Origin of the sequence: Arthrobacter sp. H35-D1 (assembly GCF_030063185.1) — a bacterium.
Taxonomy (GTDB): domain Bacteria; phylum Actinomycetota; class Actinomycetes; order Actinomycetales; family Micrococcaceae; genus Specibacter.
The window spans coordinates 45,477-65,482 of record NZ_JASISP010000023.1 but is presented as its reverse complement, the minus strand read 5'-3'; the positions used below and the strand labels follow the sequence as shown (position 1 = coordinate 65,482).

General features: G+C 63.6%; 20 protein-coding genes. 14 read left to right on the top strand and 6 right to left on the bottom strand.

What is annotated here, in order from left to right; genetic code table 11:
- Positions 1–270 precede the first annotated feature (270 nt).
- A complete protein-coding gene (locus QMG25_RS17305; RefSeq protein ID WP_283462290.1) occupies positions 271–915 on the top strand; it encodes a dihydrofolate reductase family protein in 645 nt (214 codons plus the stop codon).
- Positions 916–975: 60 nt separating this feature from the next.
- Positions 976–1,947, top strand: coding sequence for an MBL fold metallo-hydrolase (locus QMG25_RS17300; protein WP_283462289.1), 972 nt, complete (start codon positions 976–978; stop codon positions 1,945–1,947).
- On the opposite strand, the gene QMG25_RS17295 is transcribed toward QMG25_RS17300, so the two are convergent.
- The gene (locus tag QMG25_RS17295) at positions 1,944–2,645 is read right to left on the bottom strand and encodes a VOC family protein (RefSeq protein ID WP_283462288.1); all 702 of its coding nucleotides are present in this window, start codon (positions 2,643–2,645) and stop codon (positions 1,944–1,946) included. The two genes, QMG25_RS17300 and QMG25_RS17295, sit on opposite strands and share 4 nt — an antisense overlap.
- Positions 2,646–2,738: 93 nt before the next feature.
- Here QMG25_RS17295 and QMG25_RS17290 point away from each other — a divergent pair, with 93 nt between their 5' ends.
- Together QMG25_RS17290 and QMG25_RS17285 are read left to right on the top strand one after the other, a co-directional pair.
- A complete protein-coding gene (locus QMG25_RS17290) occupies positions 2,739–3,254 on the top strand; it encodes a class I SAM-dependent methyltransferase (RefSeq protein WP_283462287.1) in 516 nt (171 codons plus the stop codon).
- A 45-nt stretch (positions 3,255–3,299) separates the two neighbouring features.
- Positions 3,300–3,653 (top strand): hypothetical protein, encoded by a 354-nt coding sequence (locus tag QMG25_RS17285; protein ID WP_283462286.1) that lies wholly within the window; start codon positions 3,300–3,302, stop codon positions 3,651–3,653.
- A gap of 27 nt (positions 3,654–3,680) precedes the next feature.
- On the opposite strand, the gene QMG25_RS17280 is transcribed toward QMG25_RS17285, so the two are convergent.
- Together QMG25_RS17280 and QMG25_RS17275 are read right to left on the bottom strand one after the other, a co-directional pair.
- Positions 3,681–6,179: an FtsX-like permease family protein gene (locus QMG25_RS17280; protein WP_283462285.1), complete on the bottom strand. Its 2,499-nt coding sequence runs from the start codon at positions 6,177–6,179 to the stop codon at positions 3,681–3,683.
- 3 nt (positions 6,180–6,182) lie between these two features.
- Positions 6,183–6,935 carry an ABC transporter ATP-binding protein gene (locus QMG25_RS17275; RefSeq protein WP_283462284.1) on the bottom strand — a complete coding sequence of 251 codons (753 nt, stop codon included), beginning with the start codon at positions 6,933–6,935 and terminating at the stop codon, positions 6,183–6,185.
- A gap of 125 nt (positions 6,936–7,060) precedes the next feature.
- Between QMG25_RS17275 and QMG25_RS17270 the strand changes: the two genes are divergently transcribed.
- Positions 7,061–7,630 (top strand): GNAT family N-acetyltransferase, encoded by a 570-nt coding sequence (locus tag QMG25_RS17270; RefSeq protein WP_283462294.1) that lies wholly within the window; start codon positions 7,061–7,063, stop codon positions 7,628–7,630.
- Between the two features lie 255 nt (positions 7,631–7,885).
- Here QMG25_RS17270 and QMG25_RS17265 read toward each other — a convergent pair whose 3' ends face one another.
- From QMG25_RS17265 to QMG25_RS17255, 3 genes are all read right to left on the bottom strand, one after another.
- Positions 7,886–8,596: a response regulator gene (locus tag QMG25_RS17265; protein WP_283462283.1), complete on the bottom strand. Its 711-nt coding sequence runs from the start codon at positions 8,594–8,596 to the stop codon at positions 7,886–7,888.
- A 4-nt stretch (positions 8,597–8,600) separates the two neighbouring features.
- On the bottom strand, positions 8,601–9,815 hold the full coding sequence (locus tag QMG25_RS17260; protein WP_283462293.1) for a sensor histidine kinase: 1,215 nt from the start codon (positions 9,813–9,815) through the stop codon (positions 8,601–8,603).
- A gap of 89 nt (positions 9,816–9,904) precedes the next feature.
- Positions 9,905–11,386 (bottom strand): SDR family oxidoreductase, encoded by a 1,482-nt coding sequence (locus tag QMG25_RS17255; RefSeq protein ID WP_283462282.1) that lies wholly within the window; start codon positions 11,384–11,386, stop codon positions 9,905–9,907.
- A gap of 183 nt (positions 11,387–11,569) precedes the next feature.
- On the opposite strand from QMG25_RS17255, the gene QMG25_RS17250 reads away from it, so the two are divergent.
- From QMG25_RS17250 to QMG25_RS17210, 9 genes are all read left to right on the top strand, one after another.
- A complete protein-coding gene (locus QMG25_RS17250) occupies positions 11,570–11,989 on the top strand; it encodes a MarR family winged helix-turn-helix transcriptional regulator (RefSeq protein WP_283462281.1) in 420 nt (139 codons plus the stop codon).
- A 119-nt stretch (positions 11,990–12,108) separates the two neighbouring features.
- Positions 12,109–13,149, top strand: coding sequence for a polyprenyl synthetase family protein (locus tag QMG25_RS17245; protein WP_283462280.1), 1,041 nt, complete (start codon positions 12,109–12,111; stop codon positions 13,147–13,149).
- A gap of 2 nt (positions 13,150–13,151) precedes the next feature.
- Positions 13,152–14,090: a phytoene/squalene synthase family protein gene (locus tag QMG25_RS17240; protein ID WP_283462279.1), complete on the top strand. Its 939-nt coding sequence runs from the start codon at positions 13,152–13,154 to the stop codon at positions 14,088–14,090.
- A gap of 50 nt (positions 14,091–14,140) precedes the next feature.
- Positions 14,141–15,874, top strand: a complete 1,734-nt coding sequence (gene crtI / locus QMG25_RS17235) for a phytoene desaturase family protein (protein ID WP_283462292.1) — start codon at positions 14,141–14,143, stop codon at positions 15,872–15,874.
- Complete coding sequence (locus tag QMG25_RS17230; RefSeq protein WP_283462278.1) at positions 15,871–16,209, top strand: lycopene cyclase domain-containing protein; 339 nt, start codon at positions 15,871–15,873, stop codon at positions 16,207–16,209. Before crtI ends, QMG25_RS17230 begins: the two co-directional genes overlap by 4 nt.
- Positions 16,206–16,514, top strand: coding sequence for a lycopene cyclase domain-containing protein (locus QMG25_RS17225; protein ID WP_283462276.1), 309 nt, complete (start codon positions 16,206–16,208; stop codon positions 16,512–16,514). The genes QMG25_RS17230 and QMG25_RS17225 overlap by 4 nt, the downstream gene beginning before the upstream one ends.
- Positions 16,511–17,365 (top strand): prenyltransferase, encoded by an 855-nt coding sequence (locus QMG25_RS17220; RefSeq protein WP_283462274.1) that lies wholly within the window; start codon positions 16,511–16,513, stop codon positions 17,363–17,365. Before QMG25_RS17225 ends, QMG25_RS17220 begins: the two co-directional genes overlap by 4 nt.
- A 55-nt stretch (positions 17,366–17,420) precedes the next feature.
- Positions 17,421–18,788: a cryptochrome/photolyase family protein gene (locus QMG25_RS17215; protein ID WP_283462272.1), complete on the top strand. Its 1,368-nt coding sequence runs from the start codon at positions 17,421–17,423 to the stop codon at positions 18,786–18,788.
- Between the two features lie 75 nt (positions 18,789–18,863).
- Positions 18,864–19,916, top strand: coding sequence for a 3-isopropylmalate dehydrogenase (locus tag QMG25_RS17210; protein WP_283462271.1), 1,053 nt, complete (start codon positions 18,864–18,866; stop codon positions 19,914–19,916).
- The last annotated feature ends 90 nt before the right edge of the window (positions 19,917–20,006 follow it).

Sequence of the window (20,006 nt, the reverse complement as noted above, 5' to 3'; positions counted from 1 at the left end):
CATTGTCAGCTCCATAGAAACTGGCGTACCCGACACCGCAGAACCAGACTTGAAACCACGCCGAAGCGGATGAAATCAAATGAGGCAACGTATGTGGATACGCGGAGGTTTTCTATGAGTCAACGCGATTGCTCGCATCCGCGACGGACCACGGCTAAAGTAAAGCCACGGTCGCGACGTTGCGAACGTCTGGGGTGTGAACTTCGAAGGGTGCAAACTCGTGACCGGTCTTGCAGTGTGCTCCGTTCAACAACGCCAAGGGGAACCGCCATGAAACTCACAGTCAACGCGTTCATCACCCTCGACGGGGTCATGCAGGGCCCGGGCGGTGCCGACGAAGACCCCACCGGTGGCTTCACCCGAGGCGGGTGGCTGGTGCCCTATGTTGATGAAGGCTTCGGCGAGGTCGTCGATCAATGGTTCGCGGCTGGCGACGCGGTTCTCCTCGGGCGGACCACCTACGATCTGATGAGCGGGTTCTGGCCCGAGGTCACCGATCCTGAGGACACGACGGCGGCTGCGCTCAACGGGCGATCGAAGTATGTGGTCTCCAACACGCTGACCGAGCCGGGGTGGGGGAACACCATAGTGGTCTCGGGCGACGCCGTCGAACAGGTGCGGGCCTTGAAGGAGGAGCTGGGCGAAGGGGAACTCCAAGTGCACGGCAGCGCGCAGCTCGCAGCCGCATTGCATGAGGCCGGGCTCGTTGACGAGTACCGCCTGCTGGTGTTTCCCGTCTGCGTCGGGGAGGGCAAACGACTGTTCCAGGGGCACGGGCCGGGAATGGGGTTCGAGGTTGTCGAATCCCGCACCACCCCGGCCGGTGTCACCTATCTCAACCTGCGTCCGACGGCGTTTCGGTCCGGTGTCGTTGAACTGATCGACGGGAAGGACACGGTGCAAACCGACGCGTAGAGCACCCACGGAGTCCCGCGTCCGGGACTCCTTGGGCGCCCGACGGCCTACACTGGCAACATGATGGACGGCGCACCCAGTGGAAGTGGCAGGAGCGGGGGCAGAGCCAGCGACGGTGCCAGCCCGCTCGGAATCGGCGCCTGCTGTGCCGCGCTCGGCGGCCTGCCCCGCGGCATATTTCGACCAACTCCTCCGGACCGCGAGTTCCTGGCCGGCCTCCACGATGCGGGCCTGCCGCCGGCACGGACCGTGGTGAACCTCCGGGCGTTGCCCCAGGTCTCCCGATCCGTTCCGACGCCGTTCATCGCCGAGGGTGTCATGGCGCCGCACAGCGTGGGCAGTGCCATGACGGCGTTCGTGGTGGAGCATCCCGAGGCGACATTCGTGGTGGACCCGGGCATCTGCACCCATGTGCGCCAACGAGCGGTTGCGGAGGTGCCGCTTGCCCTGCGGCTGGTGGTCAAACCGCCTGCGCACGTCCTGGACCTGTGCACCTCGCTGGAACAGATCGGCATCCGCCCCGCGCAGCTGGATTTCGCGCTGCCCACACACCTGCACTGGGACCACGTCGCCGGACTTCTGGACCTGCTGGAGCTGCCGATGCGCATCCACGCCACCGAACTGGACTGGGCGATGACGGGAGATCTTGCCCCGGTGGGTGGGGTGCGCAACGCCGTGCGCGGCCGCCCGATCGACGAGTATGAACTCGACGGGCCGCCGGTGCTCACGTTCGCACGCAGCCATGACCTGTTCGACGACGGATCGGTCACCTTGGTCGACTTGCCCGGCCACACGCCGGGCAGTGTCGGCGTGCTCCTGCACACCGCGCGCGGGCCCGTGCTGCTCGCCGGTGATGCCGCCTGGCATTCCCTGCAGGTCGAACACATTCGGCAAAAAGCGTCCTTCCCCGGGAATCTCGTGGACGAGGACAGGGCAGAGACCTTCCGCACGCTGCATCGACTGCACGCCATACGCGGGGCAGTGCGCGTGGTGCCAACCCACGACCCCGACGCCGCACGCTTTCCGTTCTAGCGGGTGCTGCCGGCGGTGGTGATCGATATTGTCGGGGACACGTTCAGCTGGGTGTTCGTGGTCGAGGAATCAATCTCTACTGCCAGCGGACCGCGGGCCGGGCGCAGCGACGTGGTGGGGAACCAGATCCGGTCCTGGTGGACCACGATCAGGAGACCATCGTGGTTTCCCAGAGGGGCAAAGTTCTCATCTTGATCGTAAAACGGCGGGATTCCCAGCTCCCCGGACAGTCGCTCGACTGCTGCCTGTACATCGGGCACGGCGATTCCAATTTCACTGATCGAGAGGATGCGCGGGCTTTCCCGGTTGCCGGGCTTCGCATCAGGATCAGGATCAGCATCAGCGTCGGCGTTGCGGGCGATGAGCTCCAAGATGATGTCTTCCGGTCCCAGAAAGTACAACGAACGCGAGTTCCAGCCGCCGGAACCAACAATGACCGCAGCGCCGTCATTGACGAGCAGGGGAACCCGTGCGGAGAGCCAGGCGTGGGCGAGCTCGAAATCCGCCGGCAGGATGCCGAAGGCCACGTGGTGCACGCCGTCGAAGGGCTCCCCTTGAATCAATGACAATCGGCTTGAACCAGCTTGGACCACCGCGTTGTCCGCATTCTCCTCGACGCACATGTCCAGAACATTGCGGTAGAACGTCACCGCCGCAGCGAGATCGTGGACTGTGAGCGTGACGTTGCGGATCTTCATGGCTGCACCTTTGGCAATGTCGGGGGCTTGTGGTTCCCCAGCCTACGTCCGGGGGATGGCCACGGGAATGCCTGCCGTGTCAGGATGATGAACATGTCCGCCGAGTGGATCCAAGAGTACTTGCAACCGGGGCGGCGTCTTGTGGACGTCGGCGCGGGTGTGCTGTCCGCCGTCGAGCCCGATGCGCGCGGCTCACGCTACGACCGGCAGGCGAGAAGCTACGATCTTGCCATTGGAAATCGCTTGTACACCCGGTTGGTGTGGAGCGCTTCAACCACTTTTTATGCCCCGTTCGCACAGGCTTCCGTTGCCCAGTCCGAGAGGCCACTGATTCTCGTTGATCGTTCGGCCGGCATGCTCGCCAGGGCGGCGAAACGGCTCGCAGGTGCGGACACGGAACAGATGGCGCTTGTCCAGGCCGACTTGTTCGACCTTCCGTTCAAACCGGGTTCTTTCGAGACAGTGTCCTGCCACGGCCTCCTGCACAGGATCGGCCAGTCGGCCACCCCTCGCCGAAACGAAGAACTGGCCACCCTCGCCCGCACCGCACTCGGCGATTCCATCGAGCTTCGCCGCGAAGGCTCCATGGCCTATCTGCGCTCGCACTGATCGGCAGGCCGGCTGTTTGGGCTACCGGCTGCTAGGCTGGCCGGCATGGAATCAGCCGGGGAACACCGTAGGGGCGGCCGACGCGCGGACAGCCGACGACGCAAGGGGTGGGCCGCCGTCGTGCCTGTCCTGGCGCTGCTTGCCGTGGCAGCCGGGATCGTGACGGCACTCTGGACGCAATCGCAGCCCAGCTTCGGCTGGTTCGCCTACGTCCCGTTGTCGAACGAGACTTTCAACGGTGGGGGACTGGTGTACCTGGACGCGGGGACGAAGGTGGGGGTGGCCTTGACGGCGGCCGGCCTGCTGGTGCTGGCGTTCTGGTCCGGATACCGAACGGCCTGCAGGCCCCCTGCCCGCCGACGCGCTGCACACGCCGGCGGGCCCCACCCAAGAAGCTGAGTCAGAAGGCTGAATCAAACGGCTGAATCAGTCCATGGCCAGGCCCTCCACGGGGGAGAGCTTCGCCGCGCGATGGGCCGGAACCACCGAGGCCAGCAGCCCGGCAAACGCGGCCACGGCCACAACAGCAATGATCTGCCCCCACGGAATGACGGCCGTGACTTCGGCGAACTCGCCCAGCGCCGCCTTCGCACCGAGCCAGCCGTACACACAACCCAAGGTGGAGCCGATGATGGCCGCGACCCCGGCGATCAGCACCGCTTCAAGGGCGAGCATGCCGCGCAACTGACCGCGGGTCAACCCCAAGGCACGCAGCAGCGAATTCTCCCTGGTCCGCTCCAGCACCGAGAGGGAGAGCGTGTTCGCCACCCCGATCAACGCGATGACCACGGCCACCGCCAGCAGTCCTGTGACCACCAGCAGCATCATGTCAATAACCTGATTGAACATGGCCTTTTCTAAAACTGCCCCGGAAACCAGGTACTCGCTGACGCCAAGGCTTGATGCCAAGGAGGTGCGCAGATCCATCAACGCATTGGTGTCAAGGGAGGGGTCCACGGAAATCCACAACGGTGCCACCTCCTGCTGGTGCAGCGGATCCGCTGCCGCCAACGGACCAAAGGCATCCAGGGAGACGAGGGCAAACATGTCATAGGTTGTGGCCGGGGTGGCCGTGAGAGTGGTTGTCTGCGCCCCGGCCACCAAGCTGGCGCTGTCACTGTCGATGCCCTTGGGCAGCACCGCGGAGGTCCGGGTGGGCCTGTTGGCGGGATTGGCCAGCAGGGCGGAGGCATCGACGTCGGAAATCCCGTAGGCGGGAAGCTGCGTATCCCCGGCCGTCACGGTGCCCACCAAGTCAAGCGCGGCAATGTGTGCCACCCCGGGCAGGGCGGCCGCCGCGGCAATGCGGGCAGAGGAAATGGCAGGCTCGCCAGGATAGGTCTGCGCCGTGATGTCCACGGGGTAGCGGCCGTCGAGCTGGGTGTCGAAGGCGTGCCGGGCGGTGGCGGCGCCACTCATCATCATGGTCACCAGCGTGACGCCAATGAGCAGGGCCGACGCCGTGGCCGTGGTCCGGCGCGGATTGCGCACGGCATTGGCCGCGGCCATTTTCCCGGGCACACCGGCCGGACGGGTCAGCGTACCGGCGAGTGCCACCAACTTGGGTACAAACAGTGTGGCAGCCAGAATGATTCCCACAAACGAGGCCGCACCGGCGGGCAGAGCCAGCAGCAGGTTCGCGGTCAGTCCGCCGTAGACCAGGCCCGCACCGCCGCCAAGAATCAGCACCACGCCAAGGGTCAGGCGGATGCGCCCGCCACGGTTGTGCATGGAGGCGTCATCCACCGGCCGTAGCGCTGCCAGCGGGGCCACGGCCGTGGCGGCCCGAGCAGGCACCAGGGCGGCCAGAACAGTCAGCAGTGTGCCCACCACAATGCCAGCAACAATGGCCGACGGCGGCACCGCCAACGTGGCAAAGGCAAAGTCTGGGTTGTGGCTCAGTAGAGTTAATATCAGGGCCATGGTTCCCGTTGCAACTAAGACGCCCAGTACCGACGCGAAGAAGCCAACAATGAGTGCCTCGACAATGACCGAGTTGCGGACTTGTTTCCGGCTGGCGCCAACGCAGCGCAGCAGTGCCAACTCCCGCGTTCGCTGTGCCACGAGGACGGAGAAGGTATTCGTGACCACCAGTGCTGAAACAAGCAGCGCAACTGCGGCAAAGGCGAGCAGGACAATCGTCAGCTGGTCCTGGCCACCGGTAAAACCAGCCACGTCCTGTGTGGTCTTTTCATCCGCTGTCAGGATCGAGTCAACCGGCTGTTCCACGGCGGCGGCCAGTGATGCTTTGGCCTCGGCGACGGAAACACCCGGCTTCAGCTTCACGGTGATCATGCCGAAGCCAGCGTCCTGGGTAGTGAGTTTTTCGACGGCGCCGGCGGTACCCACAAATTGGGCCAAGCCGGAAGACATGGGGTCCGAGGACGCGGCTATGATGCCGGAGACGGTGGCCTGCACGCTCGGCGCGGCCGTGTTCCCGCCTGGCTGGTTCACACCGGACTGGTCCGACAGTGAAACGCTGTCGCCGGCGGTCAGCGCATTCTTCCGCGCAGTGACGGCGTCCACCACCACTTCGTTGTCATTGGCCGGCCAGGCACCGGAAAGAAGCTCCGCCGGTTCCAGTGCCGTGGTTCCGGGCAAGTTGCGCAACGACGCCTGAAGCGATGCCCCGCCCACGTCGGCCTGGAGATGCATGGAGTGCTGCGGGTAGGACTGGGCCACGGCGGAATCCGTCGCGACCTTCGCTGCCGAGGCGGCAGTCAGCGGTCCGTCGGCGAAATCGGGGGAGATGACAAGGTCTGCGGAAGCATAGCCCTGGCCAATGCTGGCCTTTAGCGATGCCTTGGTCGAGGCGTTGACCATCAAGGTGGCGGAGAGAAATGCGACCGCCAGAAGAACGGCGAGGGTGATGGCGACGAAGCGCCGGGGATGGGTTTTAAACTGGCTGAGGGCTACCTGCAACATGGCTCAAGCCCCCAATGACGCCAGCGAAGCCAGCACCGAATCTGCGGTGGGGTTCTCCAGCTGGCCCACCAGTTCGCCGTCGTTCATCAGGACCACCCGGTCGGCATAGGAGGCGGCAACGGGGTCGTGGGTGACCATGATGATGGACTGGCCCATCTCGCGGGAGGAACGGCGCAGCATGCCCAGGACTTCGGCGCCGGAGCGAGAATCGAGGTTGCCGGTGGGCTCATCTCCGAAAATGACGTCGGGGCGCGTGAGCAGGGCGCGGGCCACGGCAACACGCTGCTGCTGGCCGCCGGAAAGCTCGTGCGGCTTGTGCCTTAGTCGCCCCACCAGGCCGAGAGTTTTGGTGATGGAGTCGAACCATGCGCGGTCCACAGTGCCGCCGGCCAGTGCCACAGGCAGGGTGATATTGGCTTCGGCGGTGAGAGTGGGCACCAGGTTGAAGGCCTGGAACACGAAACCGATCCGATCCCGGCGCAGCCGTGTCAGGGCCTTGTCATTGAGGGCTGTCAGGTCCGTCTCGCCCAGGTGGATGGTGCCGGCGGTCACCGAATCAAGCCCGGCCAGGCAGTGCATGAGAGTGGACTTGCCCGATCCCGAGGGGCCCATGATGGCGGTGAATTGGCCGGCCGGGAACTGGAGGTCAACGCCCTTCAGGGCCGTCACCTCGGTCTCACCCTTGCCGTAGGTTTTGCGCAAGCCGCGGGCCTGAACCGCCAGTGTGCGCTGTGAATTTTCTGTAGTGATGGTCATGTTTCAAGCGTATTCGTGCAGCTGTAGGCGGCGGATCGGAGCACGGGTGGACTTTCCTCCCGGCACAACGGCGCCGCCTCCTCCCAAGGGATGACACAGCTGGCGTGGAGGGGCCACAATTGACCATGAAGATTCTGCTGCAAACACCACGGTTGGTGCTGCGCGAGTTCACTGAAGCGGACGCAGGGCTGCTCGCGGCCCTTGATGCGGACCCGTCCGTGATGCGCTTCATCTCAAATGGCGTTGCCACGCCCCTTCAGGAAATAACCGCCGAGCACATTCCCGCCTACCTTGCCTACCACCGGAAGTCGCCCGACTTTGGTTTTTGGGTGGCGCAAAGCCGTGAAAGCAACAATTTCCTCGGCTGGTTTCACCTGCGGAGTGAACTCGGCTGCCCGGAAACCGAGCCGGAGTTGGGGTATCGGCTGCATCGATCCTGCTGGGGCCAGGGCCTGGCCACCGAGGGAAGCCGGGCCTTGATCGACCATGCCTTCCTGCACACGCGCGTCACCCGGGTCACGGCAAACACCATGGTCGTCCATGTGGCCTCCCGCAGAGTCATGGAGAAATCGGGGCTGGTCCTTGTCAGGCATTTTATTGCCGACTGGCCCGTGCACATCGACGGAGACGAGCACGGCGATGTCCAGTACTCCATCACCCGCGAGGAATGGCAGGGATGCCGAGAGGCAGTTTAGCCTTGTGCCACCCAGGACTCAACCAGCGCAGGTCCGAGCGCCCCCCGCCTTCCGTCCCATCCGACGCTCCTGCAGTTCCGGGGCCCTTTCTTCCGTCCCTCCTGCAAGTTCGGGGCCCATGGTGGAAACACTCCGACAGTGTTGTCCAGCAGCACGGCGAGCAGTGCAGGAGCGTTGGAGACAGCACCCCGTAAGGTGCAGGAGGGTCGGTGGAAACAGCCCCGGACGTGCAGGAGCGATGGGGGTGGGGGCGGGTTAGGCGCCGGGGGAGACCAGACCCGTTTCGTAGGCGATGACCACCAGCTGCACCCTGTCGCGGGCGCCGAGCTTGGCCAATATGTGCCCTACATGCGTTTTGACGGTGGCCTCCGAGACGAACAGCTGCTTGGCAATTTCCGGGTTGGAGAGGCCGTTGGCAATGAGCGCAAACACCTCGTGCTCGCGCGCGGTCAGGCTCGCGACGTCCGCGGCGTGAACGTCGTTGGCGGGACTCGGGGCAGACAGCATCTGCGCCACGTGGTCAAGCAGGCGGCGGGTGGTGGAGGGCGCGATGACCGCGTCCCCGGCAAAAACCGTGCGAATCGCGCCCAGCAGTTCCTCGGGAGGCGCGTCTTTTAGCAGGAATCCGCTGGCTCCGGCCTGAATCGCGGCAAGGGCGTATTCGTCCAGGTCAAAGGTGGTCAGTACCACGATCCGCAACTCCGACAGCCACGATCCGGCCGGTGCCGCATTGCTTCGTTCCATGAGCTTGCGCGTGGTTTCCAAGCCGTCCATGCCGGGCATGCGCACGTCCATGAGCACCACGTCGGCGGCAGTGGCGGAAAGTCGCTGCAGCGCCTCGATGCCGTTGCCCGCCTGCAGGACAACGGAGAGGTCCGGCTGTGAATTGATCAGCATGCCCAGGCCGGAACGAACCAGTTGCTGGTCGTCGACGAGTGCCACGCGGATGGGGGAGGTGGGGAGCATGGAATTATTTCTCCGTGTAGGGGATGAATGCTGTGATGCCGAAGCCGCCGCCTGCCAGCGGGCCGGCGGCCAGGGTGCCGTCGTACAGGCGAACACGTTCGGCCATGCCGCGCAAGCCGTTGCCGCCGTCGTGCTCGGGGCGGGTGTCGGAGAACGACGCCGTTGCCCCCTTGCCGTCGTCGCGCACCGACACTTCCAAGCCGCGGGCGTTCCAGGCGAGGTTGACGGCCGCCTGGACGTTGGGGCCGGCGTGCTTCATCACGTTCGTGAGGCCTTCCTGGAGCGTGCGGTAGGCCGTGAGTTCGGCACCGCCTGGCAGCGGGCGCCGGGCCTCGCCTGTGACGGAACAGGTCACCGGCAAACCGGCTGCACGAATGCCGAGCAGGAGCTCGTCGAGCTGGCCCAGCCCTGGCAGCGGGCGGGTGGAGGCTTCTTCGCCGCCGCGCAACACGCCCAGCAGTCGGCGCATTTCCTGCAGCGAGGTGCGGCCGGTTTGTGCGATGGTGGCGAGAGTTTCCGGGGCGATCTCCGGGTTGGCGGCGGCGGCATAGCGGGCGCCGTCGGCCTGGGTGATGATGACGGAGAGGGAGTGGGCCACGATGTCGTGCATCTCCCTGGCAATGTGGGCGCGTTCGTCGCTGGCGGCCAGCTGGCGTTCCTGCTGGGCCTCAATTTCAAGGCGGTGGGCACGGTCTTCGAGGGCTTGTCCGCGCAGCCGCTTGGTTCGGGTGAGGTCCCCGGCCGTCCAGCTGAGAAGGACAAGTACCCAGACGGCCAGGACCGTGACCACACCGTAGGGAAGTTCGGCAATGGAGGTGGAGGTCAGGTCGTAGAAGTACCGGGTGACCAGCATGATGGCACCCAGCAGGGCCAGGGCCAGCCCGCCGAGCGAGGCCCAGCGCGGCCCAAAAGCGGCCAGCGCATACACTATGAGCGGGACGGCCATGTCGGCAGGCATGGGTTGAATGGCCAGAGCCCACTGCAGAATGGCCACGGCGGCGATGATCGAACCCGCCATGACAGTGCGGGTTCGCCGCCAAGCCAGTGGCACCACCAACGCCGTGGTGAACACAAACCCGGAGGCCCTGTGCATGATGCCCAAGTTGATGTCGCCGGCGATCAGCAAGCTGAAAGGACTGACCGCAAGCCACAACACGGACATGAGGATCACGTCCACGGCAAAGCGGTGCCGGCTGAACCAGTCGTAGATGGCGGGCATGATCACCCGTCCAACTTTAGCCGCGTGGAATGCTGTGCGGCCTCGTGCCACGGGTGGAGATGGGCGAGGAGCTCATCAGTGCTGTCATCTCAACTTTTTTGGGCTGCGGCAGTTATGCGGTTTGCCATGGATTTGAAGATGATGCCGTGGAAAGGCAGCACCGCCAACCAGTACAGCCGCCCGGACAGGCCGCGGGGAAAGAAGATGGCCCGCTGACGGTAGGTGCTGCCGGATTCGTTGCCCGGATGGTCTGAGGGGGTCACCTCAAATTCCAGCCAAGCACGGCCGGGAACCAGCATTTCCGCCCGCAGACGCAGCAGCCTCCCGCGTTCCAGCGTCTCCACCCGCCACCAGTCCACGGCGTCGTTGAGCTGAAGATGATTCGGGCTTCGCCTGCCCCTCACCAGGCCCGCCCCTCCAGCCACCTTGTCCATCCAGCCACGCACCCTCCAGGCGAAGGGAATGGAGTAGTAGCCGTTCTCCCCGCCAATGCCTTCGATGACTTTCCAGACTTCGCCGGCCTCGGCGGATGTCTCCTTGCAGCGCTCATCGGTGAAGACCGTCAGCCCGGCCCACTCGGGGTCGCTGGGCAGCGGTTCTGCCGGAGCGCTCAGTGCGTGGGCCGTGGCCCACGTGGTTTCCACGGTGTCCGCTTCAATCTTGTGCAGCGCCAATTCCACCGCTCGACGATAATGCGTCAGTCCGCCATCCGGTGCGGGAATGAACTTGGCGATGTCGTTCTCGTGTGAAAAACAGTCGTGCTGCAACGATTCCACCAACGGGATGGCAAGACTGCGCGGCACCGGGGTCACCAGATTCACCCATTGGGCGGCTAGCCATGGTGTCAAGACAGGAAGAGCCAGCACCAAAGGCGGTCGGAAGCCCGCAGCGGAGGCATACACCTTCATCATTTGCGCGTAGGTGAGCACTTCCGGCCCACCAATGTCGAAGGTTCTGTTGATCTCTGGCGGCAGATGTGTTGCTTCCACCAAGTAGTGCAAGGCATCCCTGACAGCAATGGGTTGGATTTTGTTCAGGACCCACTTGGGCGCGGGCATCATGGGCAACACGTCCGTCAGGTGGCGCACCATTTCAAAACTTGCCGAACCGGAACCGATCACGAGTCCTGCCTGCAGCACAACCGTGGGGGTTCCCGACGCCAGGAGAATTTCTCCGACTTCCTTGCGCGATGCCAGGTGCCTGCTGAGTTCTCCTTGCGGATGCAGCCCCGATAGGTAAATCAGCCGCTTGACACCGGCTTCCCGGGAAGCTTGGCTGAGGTTGCGCGCGCACTGGCGCTCCAACTGTCCGAAGTCTTCTGAGGCCTTGCCGTCCGAAGACATGGAATGGACCAGATAGTAGATGATTTCCGAACCTTTGCACAGGGCCTTGGCTGCATCCGGGTCTGTCAGGTCGCCCTCCAGAACCTGCACTTCATTTCGCCACGGAACGTCCCTGAGCTTTTCGCTGTTGCGGCTGAGCACGGTGACCTCATGGCCGGCTTCCAGCAGCAGGGGGATCAGCCGACCACCGATGTAACCTGTAGCGCCGGCGACTGCTATTGAACTCATAATTGAACCTTCTGGTAGACAAGAGCTATTACTTCCACCATTATGTAATTAGATTTTCTGATAATCAATGGATGAGGGATTTGAATGCAGGACCAACCCGATGGGGACGCGATACCCAGGATGCATCCAGCGACAGTGCTGCTACGCCAGATTTTGGAACTCAATGAAGTGATGGAGTTCGCCATGAGGCGTGAAATGTCCCTGAATGAGACGGATTTTCAGGCCATGCAACACCTGATCAAGCACAGATCCATGTCCCCGGGGGAACTGGCACAGTTCCTGCACCTGACGGCCGCGGCCACCACCACGGTGATAGACCGGCTGGCAGCCAGGGGGCACATTGTGCGCACTGCCCATCCCACGGACAGAAGGCGGCAGCTGATCAGCCCCAGTGCTGAATCCATCAAGGAAACAATGGCGCGCTTGATGCCCATGATCCTTGAAGTTGATGCCAAGGTTCAGACTTACGACGTTGATTGCCAAGCCGCCATTGTTGACTATCTTGTCAATGTGGCCGACTCCATGAACGAAAGAGCAGCGACACTTGAGGTTGAACCGCAGCAGCTTGTACCCGCAAAATCACACAATACGGAGGGTAGGTAGTCATGTCTTGGGCACATGGACACCACAGTCACCAGCCACGCGAATCCTTGCTGGATATTGACCGCAATCCGGCCGCGGAGCACGCTTGTTCGAAAGCAGGATCAGCCCACGTTGCCCCCATGGACTGGGAGACATTTCGGGAGCAAGTCAGCGCATCCCTTGCTGACTATTTCGCCGCTCAAAGACTGCGTGCCGGCGCCTATTCTCCGGCTTTCGTGGAGCTCTGGGACCATATCGCTGTCAGTGCAACAGGCGGCAAATGGATGCGCCCCAAGCTTATTTACCTTACCTATCAAGGTTTTGGAGGACAGGATTGGCGTGCCTGCAGTGAACTCGCGGCTGCCTACGAGATGCTCCATGCAGCCCTGTTGGTGCACGACGACGTCATAGACCGTGATTTCGTTCGCCGCGGATCGGCCACCCTTGGCGCCGTTTATCGTGATGCCGCGTCCGAGCAGGGCCATGGTGCAGATGTTGCCGACCACGCCGGGTATTCCGCAGCCATCATCGCCGGTGACCTGCTACTGACGGGATCCCTGCGCTTGGCCGGCTCTGCCACGACAGGGCACGCCCAGTCCGGTCTCATCCTCGCCACCGTTCATGAGGCCATCTTCGCTTCGGCGGCCGGAGAACTCGATGACTTGTTGTTCTCCTTGGGCCGGGCCTCCCCTGGCATGGGAGACGTCTTGAACATGGAACGGCTCAAGACTGCTGTCTACTCTTTTGAAATGCCCTTGCGGGCTGGCGCATTGCTGGCCGGGGTCGGTTCAGAAAGTGCGGATGCTTTGGCTGCAGTGGGCCGGGACATTGGTGTGGCTTACCAGGTGGTGGATGACGTCTTGGGTACCTTTGGGTTGGAATCCGTGACGGGGAAGTCCGTCGAATCGGACTTGCGGGAAGGAAAAAGAACCATTTTGACCACCTTCGCCCAAGACTCGGGTGAGTTTGCTGACGCGCTGGCAGCTTTTCGCGACGGTCACAACCAGGTGGAGGACGTCCGGGATGTGCTCCACGGGCTCGGTGCCCAAGACTATGCGCTCAATCTCGCCCAGTCCCTAGTCTCCGATGCGCTGGGCAAGGCACGAAACCTTGAACTTCCCGAGTATTTGTTTCTGGAGCTCGCGGAAATCTGCGACTACGTACTGGCCAGGAGGAACTGACCATGGGCAACGACCCCCTGGAACATTATTCGCAGACAGCCGCGCAAAGCTCGGCAGTGGTGATCCGGAACTATTCGACGTCGTTCGGCCTCGCCTGCAGGCTCCTCGGGGATGAGGAGCGCAAGGACATCGAGAACATCTACGCCTTGGTGCGGATCGCCGATGAGGTGGTCGACGGCGCTGCGGCCGCCGCCGGGCTGAACCCCGATCAGGTGCGGGAGCAGCTTGACGCGCTGGAAAATGAAACCGAGCGGGCGCTTGTGGGCGGATACAGCACCAACATGGTGGTGCACGCTTTCGCCTTGACGGCACGGCGGACAGGCATCGATGATACTCTCACCCGGCCTTTCTTCGCCTCCATGCGCACCGACGTGTCCACGGCCGATCATTCCCAGGACACTTTGGCGGACTACATCTACGGATCCGCTGAAGTGGTGGGGTTGATGTGCCTGAAAGTTTTTCAAGCCATGGCCGATGCCCCTCGCACGGATGGAGAAGCGCTTGTCCAGGCCGCCCGCAGTCTGGGCGCCGCCTTTCAGAAGGTGAATTTTCTCCGGGATTTGGGTGCCGACACGGCTGACTTGGGCCGGCACTATTTTCCCGGGGTGGACCCGGCAGCACTGAGCGAACAACACAAGCATGAGTTGGTGGCCGACATCCGCAGCGACCTTGCCGTTGCCAGGGCCGGTATTGATTCGCTGGCTCCGGCTGCCAGGCGTGCGGTGCTGTTGGCCCACGAACTCTTTTTGGCCCTTGTGGACAGAATCGAAGACACTCCGGCCGCACGTTTGGCCACCGAGCGGGTGCGGGTGCCCGGCTATCAAAAGGCACTCATTGCGGCCAAAGTGGTCGGCGGACGGTTTCCGCGGACCAGTGCCGGGGCTCGCCGCAGCGAGCACCGCGGAACCACATCGGAAACGGCACAAGAGGGGATCTCATGAGCGGGCAACGGCGTCCGGCATTCCTGCGGCGAGGATTCGCAGTGACCAATATGTTCAACGGGGGAATCCGGCAGGCCGGAAAAACCCCCGAGCAGGGCGTGGTGATCGGCGGGGGGATTTCCGGTCTTGCCACGGCCGGGCTGCTGGCACGGGACGGCCATGCGGTGACTCTGTTGGAAAAACAACAGAGCCTCGGGGGGCGGGCCGGGCGCTGGCAACGTGACGGGTTCACGTTCGACACCGGGCCCAGCTGGTACCTCATGCCCGAGGTGATCGACCACTGGTTCAAGATGATGGGCACCAGCGCCGCCGCGGAACTCGAACTCACCCGCCTCGACCCGGCCTACAAGCTCTTCAGCGCCCCTCCGGCACGGGCCGTCGACGTGCGCACTGGCCGAGCCGAGGCCATCGCCTTGTTTGAATCCCAGCAGCAGGGTTCGGGAAGCCAGCTGGCCAAGTACCTGGATTCAGCCGAGTTGGCGTATACCTTGGCCAAGCGGCACTTTCTCTATGACCCATTTGGCACGTTGCGGGGGCTGGTGCAACCAGCCGTGCTGCGCCACGCACCGAAGCTGCTGCAATTGCTCACCCAATCCTTGGACCGCTTTGCCGCGCGCCGTTTTTCGAACCCGCTGCAGCAAAAAATCCTTGGCTACCCGGCCGTCTTTTTGGGCACCAGCCCGGACAAGGCGCCGTCGATCTACCACCTGATGAGCCACCTCGATTTACAGGACGGCGTACTCTATCCGCACGGCGGCTTTATCGCCGTCGTCGATGCCATGGAGCGCGTGGTGCGCCGAGCGGGCGTGCGCATTGTCACCGGTGCCACGGCAACAAAGATTGTCACGGGCCCGGCAGGAACCGAAAGTCGTTGCGAGGCAGTTGCCTGGCACGACGACGACGGCCTGGAGCATCGTTTGCCGGCACGTCTGGTGGTGGGTGCGGCTGACTTGCACCACATTGAAACGCAGCTACTGCCGGAACAGCAGCGCACCATGCCGGAGCGAAAGTGGCGGAAGGCGGACCCCGGCATCAGCGCGGTGTTGCTCTGCCTTGGCGTCAGGGGCGGGCTGCCCCAGCTGGCCCACCACAACCTGCTCTTCACCGAAGACTGGCAGGACAACTTTGCCCGCATCATTAAGGGCCGCACTCTGGCCGACACCACCTCGTTGTACGTCAGCCGACCCAGTGCCACCGATTCCACCGTTGCCCCCGACGGCTGCGAGAACCTGTTCGTGCTCATCCCCGCCCCGGCGCTGCCCCAGTGGGGCAAGGGCGGGTACGACGGCGGAGGCTCGGCCCAGGTGGAGCAGGTAGCCGATGCGGCCATCGCCCAACTGGCCTTGTGGAGCGGCACCCCTGACTTGGCCGAGCGGATCGTGGTCCGGCGCAGCTACGGTCCCGCGGATTTCCAAGCAGACGTCAATGCGTGGCAAGGCAGCGCGCTGGGACTGGCGCACACCCTGCGCCAGAGCGCCTTCCTGCGCCCCGGCAACGTCAATCACAAGGTGGACGGGCTCTACTACGCCGGCAGCTCCGTTCGTCCCGGGATTGGTGTGCCACTGTGCATGATCAGTGCCGAGCTGGTGCTCAAGTCAGTGCGGGGAGACCAATCCTCCGGCCCGCTTCCCGAACCTCTAGCAGCAGAAGCGCCCGCCACGAAAGGTTCCAGCACACAATCCCCTCTTGCGACACGTGTCGCTGTAGCGAAACGTGTCGCAACGGACGCTTCGGGGTCTGCAGGTACTGCACACACGTCGGCAAGTGAGGCTGCGAGTAAATGACCTATTTGCTTGTTTTGCTGGTGGTGATTGGCTGCATGGTCCTGTTGGATGCGCGCTGGAAGCTGTTCGTCTTTGCCCGTCCCGTGGCCGCGGTCGCTGTGCTGCTGGTGGGAACGGCCTTCTTTTTGATCTGGGATGTGGCAGCCATTGCCGCAGGAATTTTCCTGCACCGCGATTCTCCGCTGATGACAGGGATCATGATAGGGGACCAGCTTCCCTTGGAGGAAGCCTTTTTCCTCTTCTTCCTGTGCTACCAAACCATGATTTTGTTCACCGGCGCCCAGAGGGTGCTGCACAGACGTAAGTCGTTGGCTAAGGCGGGGGAGCGGACATGAACTTTGCCCAACTGAACATTATCTTTTTGGCCGTCTCGGTGGTGGTCCTGCTGCTGTCCCTGCTGAAGCGTACAGACAAACCCAAGGTCTTGGCCTCGGTACTTGTTTGCTTGGTGCTGCTGACGGCCCTGACGGCAGTCTTTGACAACGTCATGATTGCCTCCGGGCTGTTTGACTACGCCGGACACACACTCAATGGTTTTCATGTGGGGCTCGCACCCATTGAGGACTTTGCCTATCCCATTGCCGCAGCCCTGCTGCTGCCCGGGCTGTGGCTGTTGTTCACCCGGGGAAGGAAAACATGAAGACATTGTTTGTCTCTTCCCGGCCGGTCTCTTGGATCAACACGGCCTACCCCTTCGCCGCAGCCTATTTCCTGGCAACAGGGGGCATCGACTGGATTTTTGTGGTGGGGACGGTGTTCTTCCTGATCCCGTACAACTTGGCGATGTATGGCATCAATGATGTCTTCGACTACGAATCCGACCTCCGCAATGCCCGCAAGGGGGGCATTGAAGGAGCCGTGCTGGACCGCAGCCACCACCGGCTCATCCTGTGGGCGGCCGCCATTTCCACGATCCCGTTCGTGGTGGTGCTGGCAACCCAGGGAGACGCGCTGGCGAACCTGGTTTTGCTGGTCTCGCTCTTTGCCGTCGTCGCCTACAGTGCACCCGGGCTCCGGTTCAAGGAACGCCCTTTTCTGGATTCCATCACCTCCAGCACCCACTTCGTTTCACCTGCTGTTTACGGTTTGGTGCTGGCGCATGCCGCGTTCACGCCGGCGATATGGGCGTTTCTGGTGGCGTTCTTTCTTTGGGGCATGGCAAGCCACGCCTTTGGGGCAGTCCAGGACATTGTGCCGGATCGCGAAGGCGGCTTGGCTTCCATAGGCACAGTGTTGGGGGCACGCTCCACCGTGGCCTTCGCCGTCCTGGCTTATGCCGGCGCCGGGGTGCTCATGCTCTTCACATCGGTGCCGCTGGCCGCGCTGCTGGCCGTTCCGTACCTGATCAACACGGTCCCGTACCTGCGGCTGAACGACGCGAATTCCGCGCAGGCCAACGTCGCGTGGAAGCGCTTTTTGTGGCTGAACTACCTGAGCGGATTCCTGGCCACCATGGCGCTGATCTGGCTTGCCTGGTCCAATGGCACCTGACACCGTCCCGCTGGACAACTCTTCCGCAATCCCCCTGCACGAGAAAGGCTCGCACATGAAGTCATCCATCGTCTGGTTCCGCGACGACCTCCGCATTGCCGACAACCCCGCCCTGTTGGCCGCGGCTGCTGAGGGCGCCGCCGTCGCGCTGTATGTGTTGGACGAGCAGTCGCACGGCATCCGGCCGTTGGGTGGTGCCGCCAAGTGGTGGCTGCACCATGCCCTGGCCGATCTGCAAGCGGAACTGGAGGGGCTGGGCATCCCGCTCCTGCTGCGCCGGGGGAGCGCAACGGAGATTGTGCCAGCCATCTGCAAGGCGCTGGAGGCCGGATCGCTGTATTGGAATCGGAGGTACGGCGGCCCGGAGCGAAACGTTGATGCAGCCGTGAAGGAGTGGGCCGGGGAGCAGGGGATCCACGCCGAAAGCTTCCAGGGCTCGCTCCTGCACGAACCATGGACGCTGCGCACAGGCGCCGGAAATCCATACCAGGTGTTTACGCCGTTTTGGCGGGCTCTTTCGGAGTGGGACTTCCGGTCGCCCTTGGGCATGCCCGACGCCGGACGCGGCCACGCCGGGAACCTGCCGGAAGGCGACAGGCTCGAATCATGGTCGCTGCTGCCGCAGAACCCGGACTGGGCCGGGGGACTGCGCGCCAGCTGGCAGCCCACGGCAGCTGCCGGCCATGATGCGCTGAAGCACTTCCTGCAGGACGCGGTGGGAAACTATGGAGAGGGCAGGGACAGGCCCGACCAATCCGGGACCAGCCGCATTTCGCCCTACCTGCGGTGGGGCCAGCTCAGCCCGTTCCAAGTGTGGGATGCGCTCGCAGACCGTCGCAGTGAGGGCAGCGCGGATGCGGGCATCTTTGCCTCCGAACTGGGATGGCGGGAGTTTTGCTGGCACCAGCTCTACCACCACCCGGATTTGGCCACCACCAACCTGCGCCGGAAGTTCGATGCCTATCCCTGGCGCAGCCCCGAACAGCAGGACCCGGCCGGCAACCGTCCGTGGCGGGCCTGGTGCACAGGCACCACCGGCATCCCGCTGGTCGACGCCGGGCAGCGCGAACTCTGGCACACAGGATTCATGCACAACCGTGTCAGGATGGTCGCGGCCAGTTTCCTGATCAAGAACCTGGGCATCGACTGGAGGGCGGGGGAGCAGTGGTTTTGGGACACCTTGGTGGATGCCGACTCCGCCGCAAATCCCGCCAACTGGCAGTGGGTGGCCGGGTCCGGGGCCGATGCGTCCCCGTTCTTCCGCATTTTCAACCCCGTGACGCAGGCAAGGAAGTTCGACCCCACCGGGAGCTACGTGGGCCGGTGGGTGACGGAGATTCTTGAACCCGGCTATCCGGAACCGATCGTGGACCTGCAGGAAACCCGTCGTGAGGCCCTCGACGCCTATGCGTCCATCAAATAGTTGCCTCCATCAAGCAGTGTCTCAAACTGTGAGATCGTTTGATCATCATGTGGATGGTTTCGTTAAGCTGACACCATGAGCGCATCCATGGACATTGCAGTAATCGCCGGAGACGGCATAGGCCCCGAAGTCACCGCTGAAGCAGTCAAGGTGCTGCGGAAAGTCAGTGCCTCCGAGGGCGTCGAGCTGAAGCTGACGGACTATGCGCTCGGCGCCGAGCACTGGTTGGCCAGCGGTGAAACGCTGCCCGATTCCACCATTGAGGCACTGCGCAACCACGACGCCATCCTCTTCGGTGCCGTGGGTGCCGCACCCGGAGACACGCGCATTCCCTCCGGGCTGATCGAACGTGAAATGCTGCTCAAGCTGCGCTTCGCCCTGGATCACTACGTCAACTTGCGCCCTTCTTTCCTGTACGACGGCGTGGCCTCGCCGCTGGCGAACCCCGGCCAGATCGATTTCGTGGTGGTCCGAGAAGGCACCGAAGGCCCCTATGTGGGCAACGGTGGAGTGCTGCGCAAGGGCACCCCGCACGAGGTGGCCACCGAAGTCTCCGTCAACACCGCCTTTGGTGTGGAGCGGCTGGTGCGCGACGGATTCCGCCGCGCCAATGAACGCCCCCGCAAGAAGCTCACCTACGTGCACAAGCACAATGTGCTGGTGTACGCAGGCCACTTGTGGAAGCGCACTGTCGAAGCAATCGCCCCGGAATTCCCCGACGTCTCCGTGGACTACCTGCACGTGGACGCCGCCATGATCTTCCTCGTCACCGACCCGGCGCGCTTCGACGTCATCGTCACCGACAACCTTTTCGGGGACATCATCACCGACCTCGCCGCAGCCGTCACCGGCGGCATCGGCCTGGCCGCGTCGGGAAACATCAACATGGACCGCACGGCGCCGTCCATGTTTGAGCCGGTGCACGGCTCGGCTCCGGACATTGCCGGCCAGCAAAAGGCGGATCCGACGGCGGCCATCCTGTCAGCTGCGCTGCTGCTGGACCATGTGGGCTACCCGGAAGCCGCCGCCAAGGTCCAGGCCGCCGTGGCTGCCGACATCGCCACCCGCGACGCGTCGTCCCCCAGGGCCACCAGCGCTGTCGGCGACGCCATCGCAGCAGCCCTGTAACGCCGTCGTCCGCTGCTGGGCGACTGCTGCTGGGGCGGCAGCTGGGGGAGTAGGCTTGGCAGTATTGAACAGTGAGTGGGGGTCGGCCCA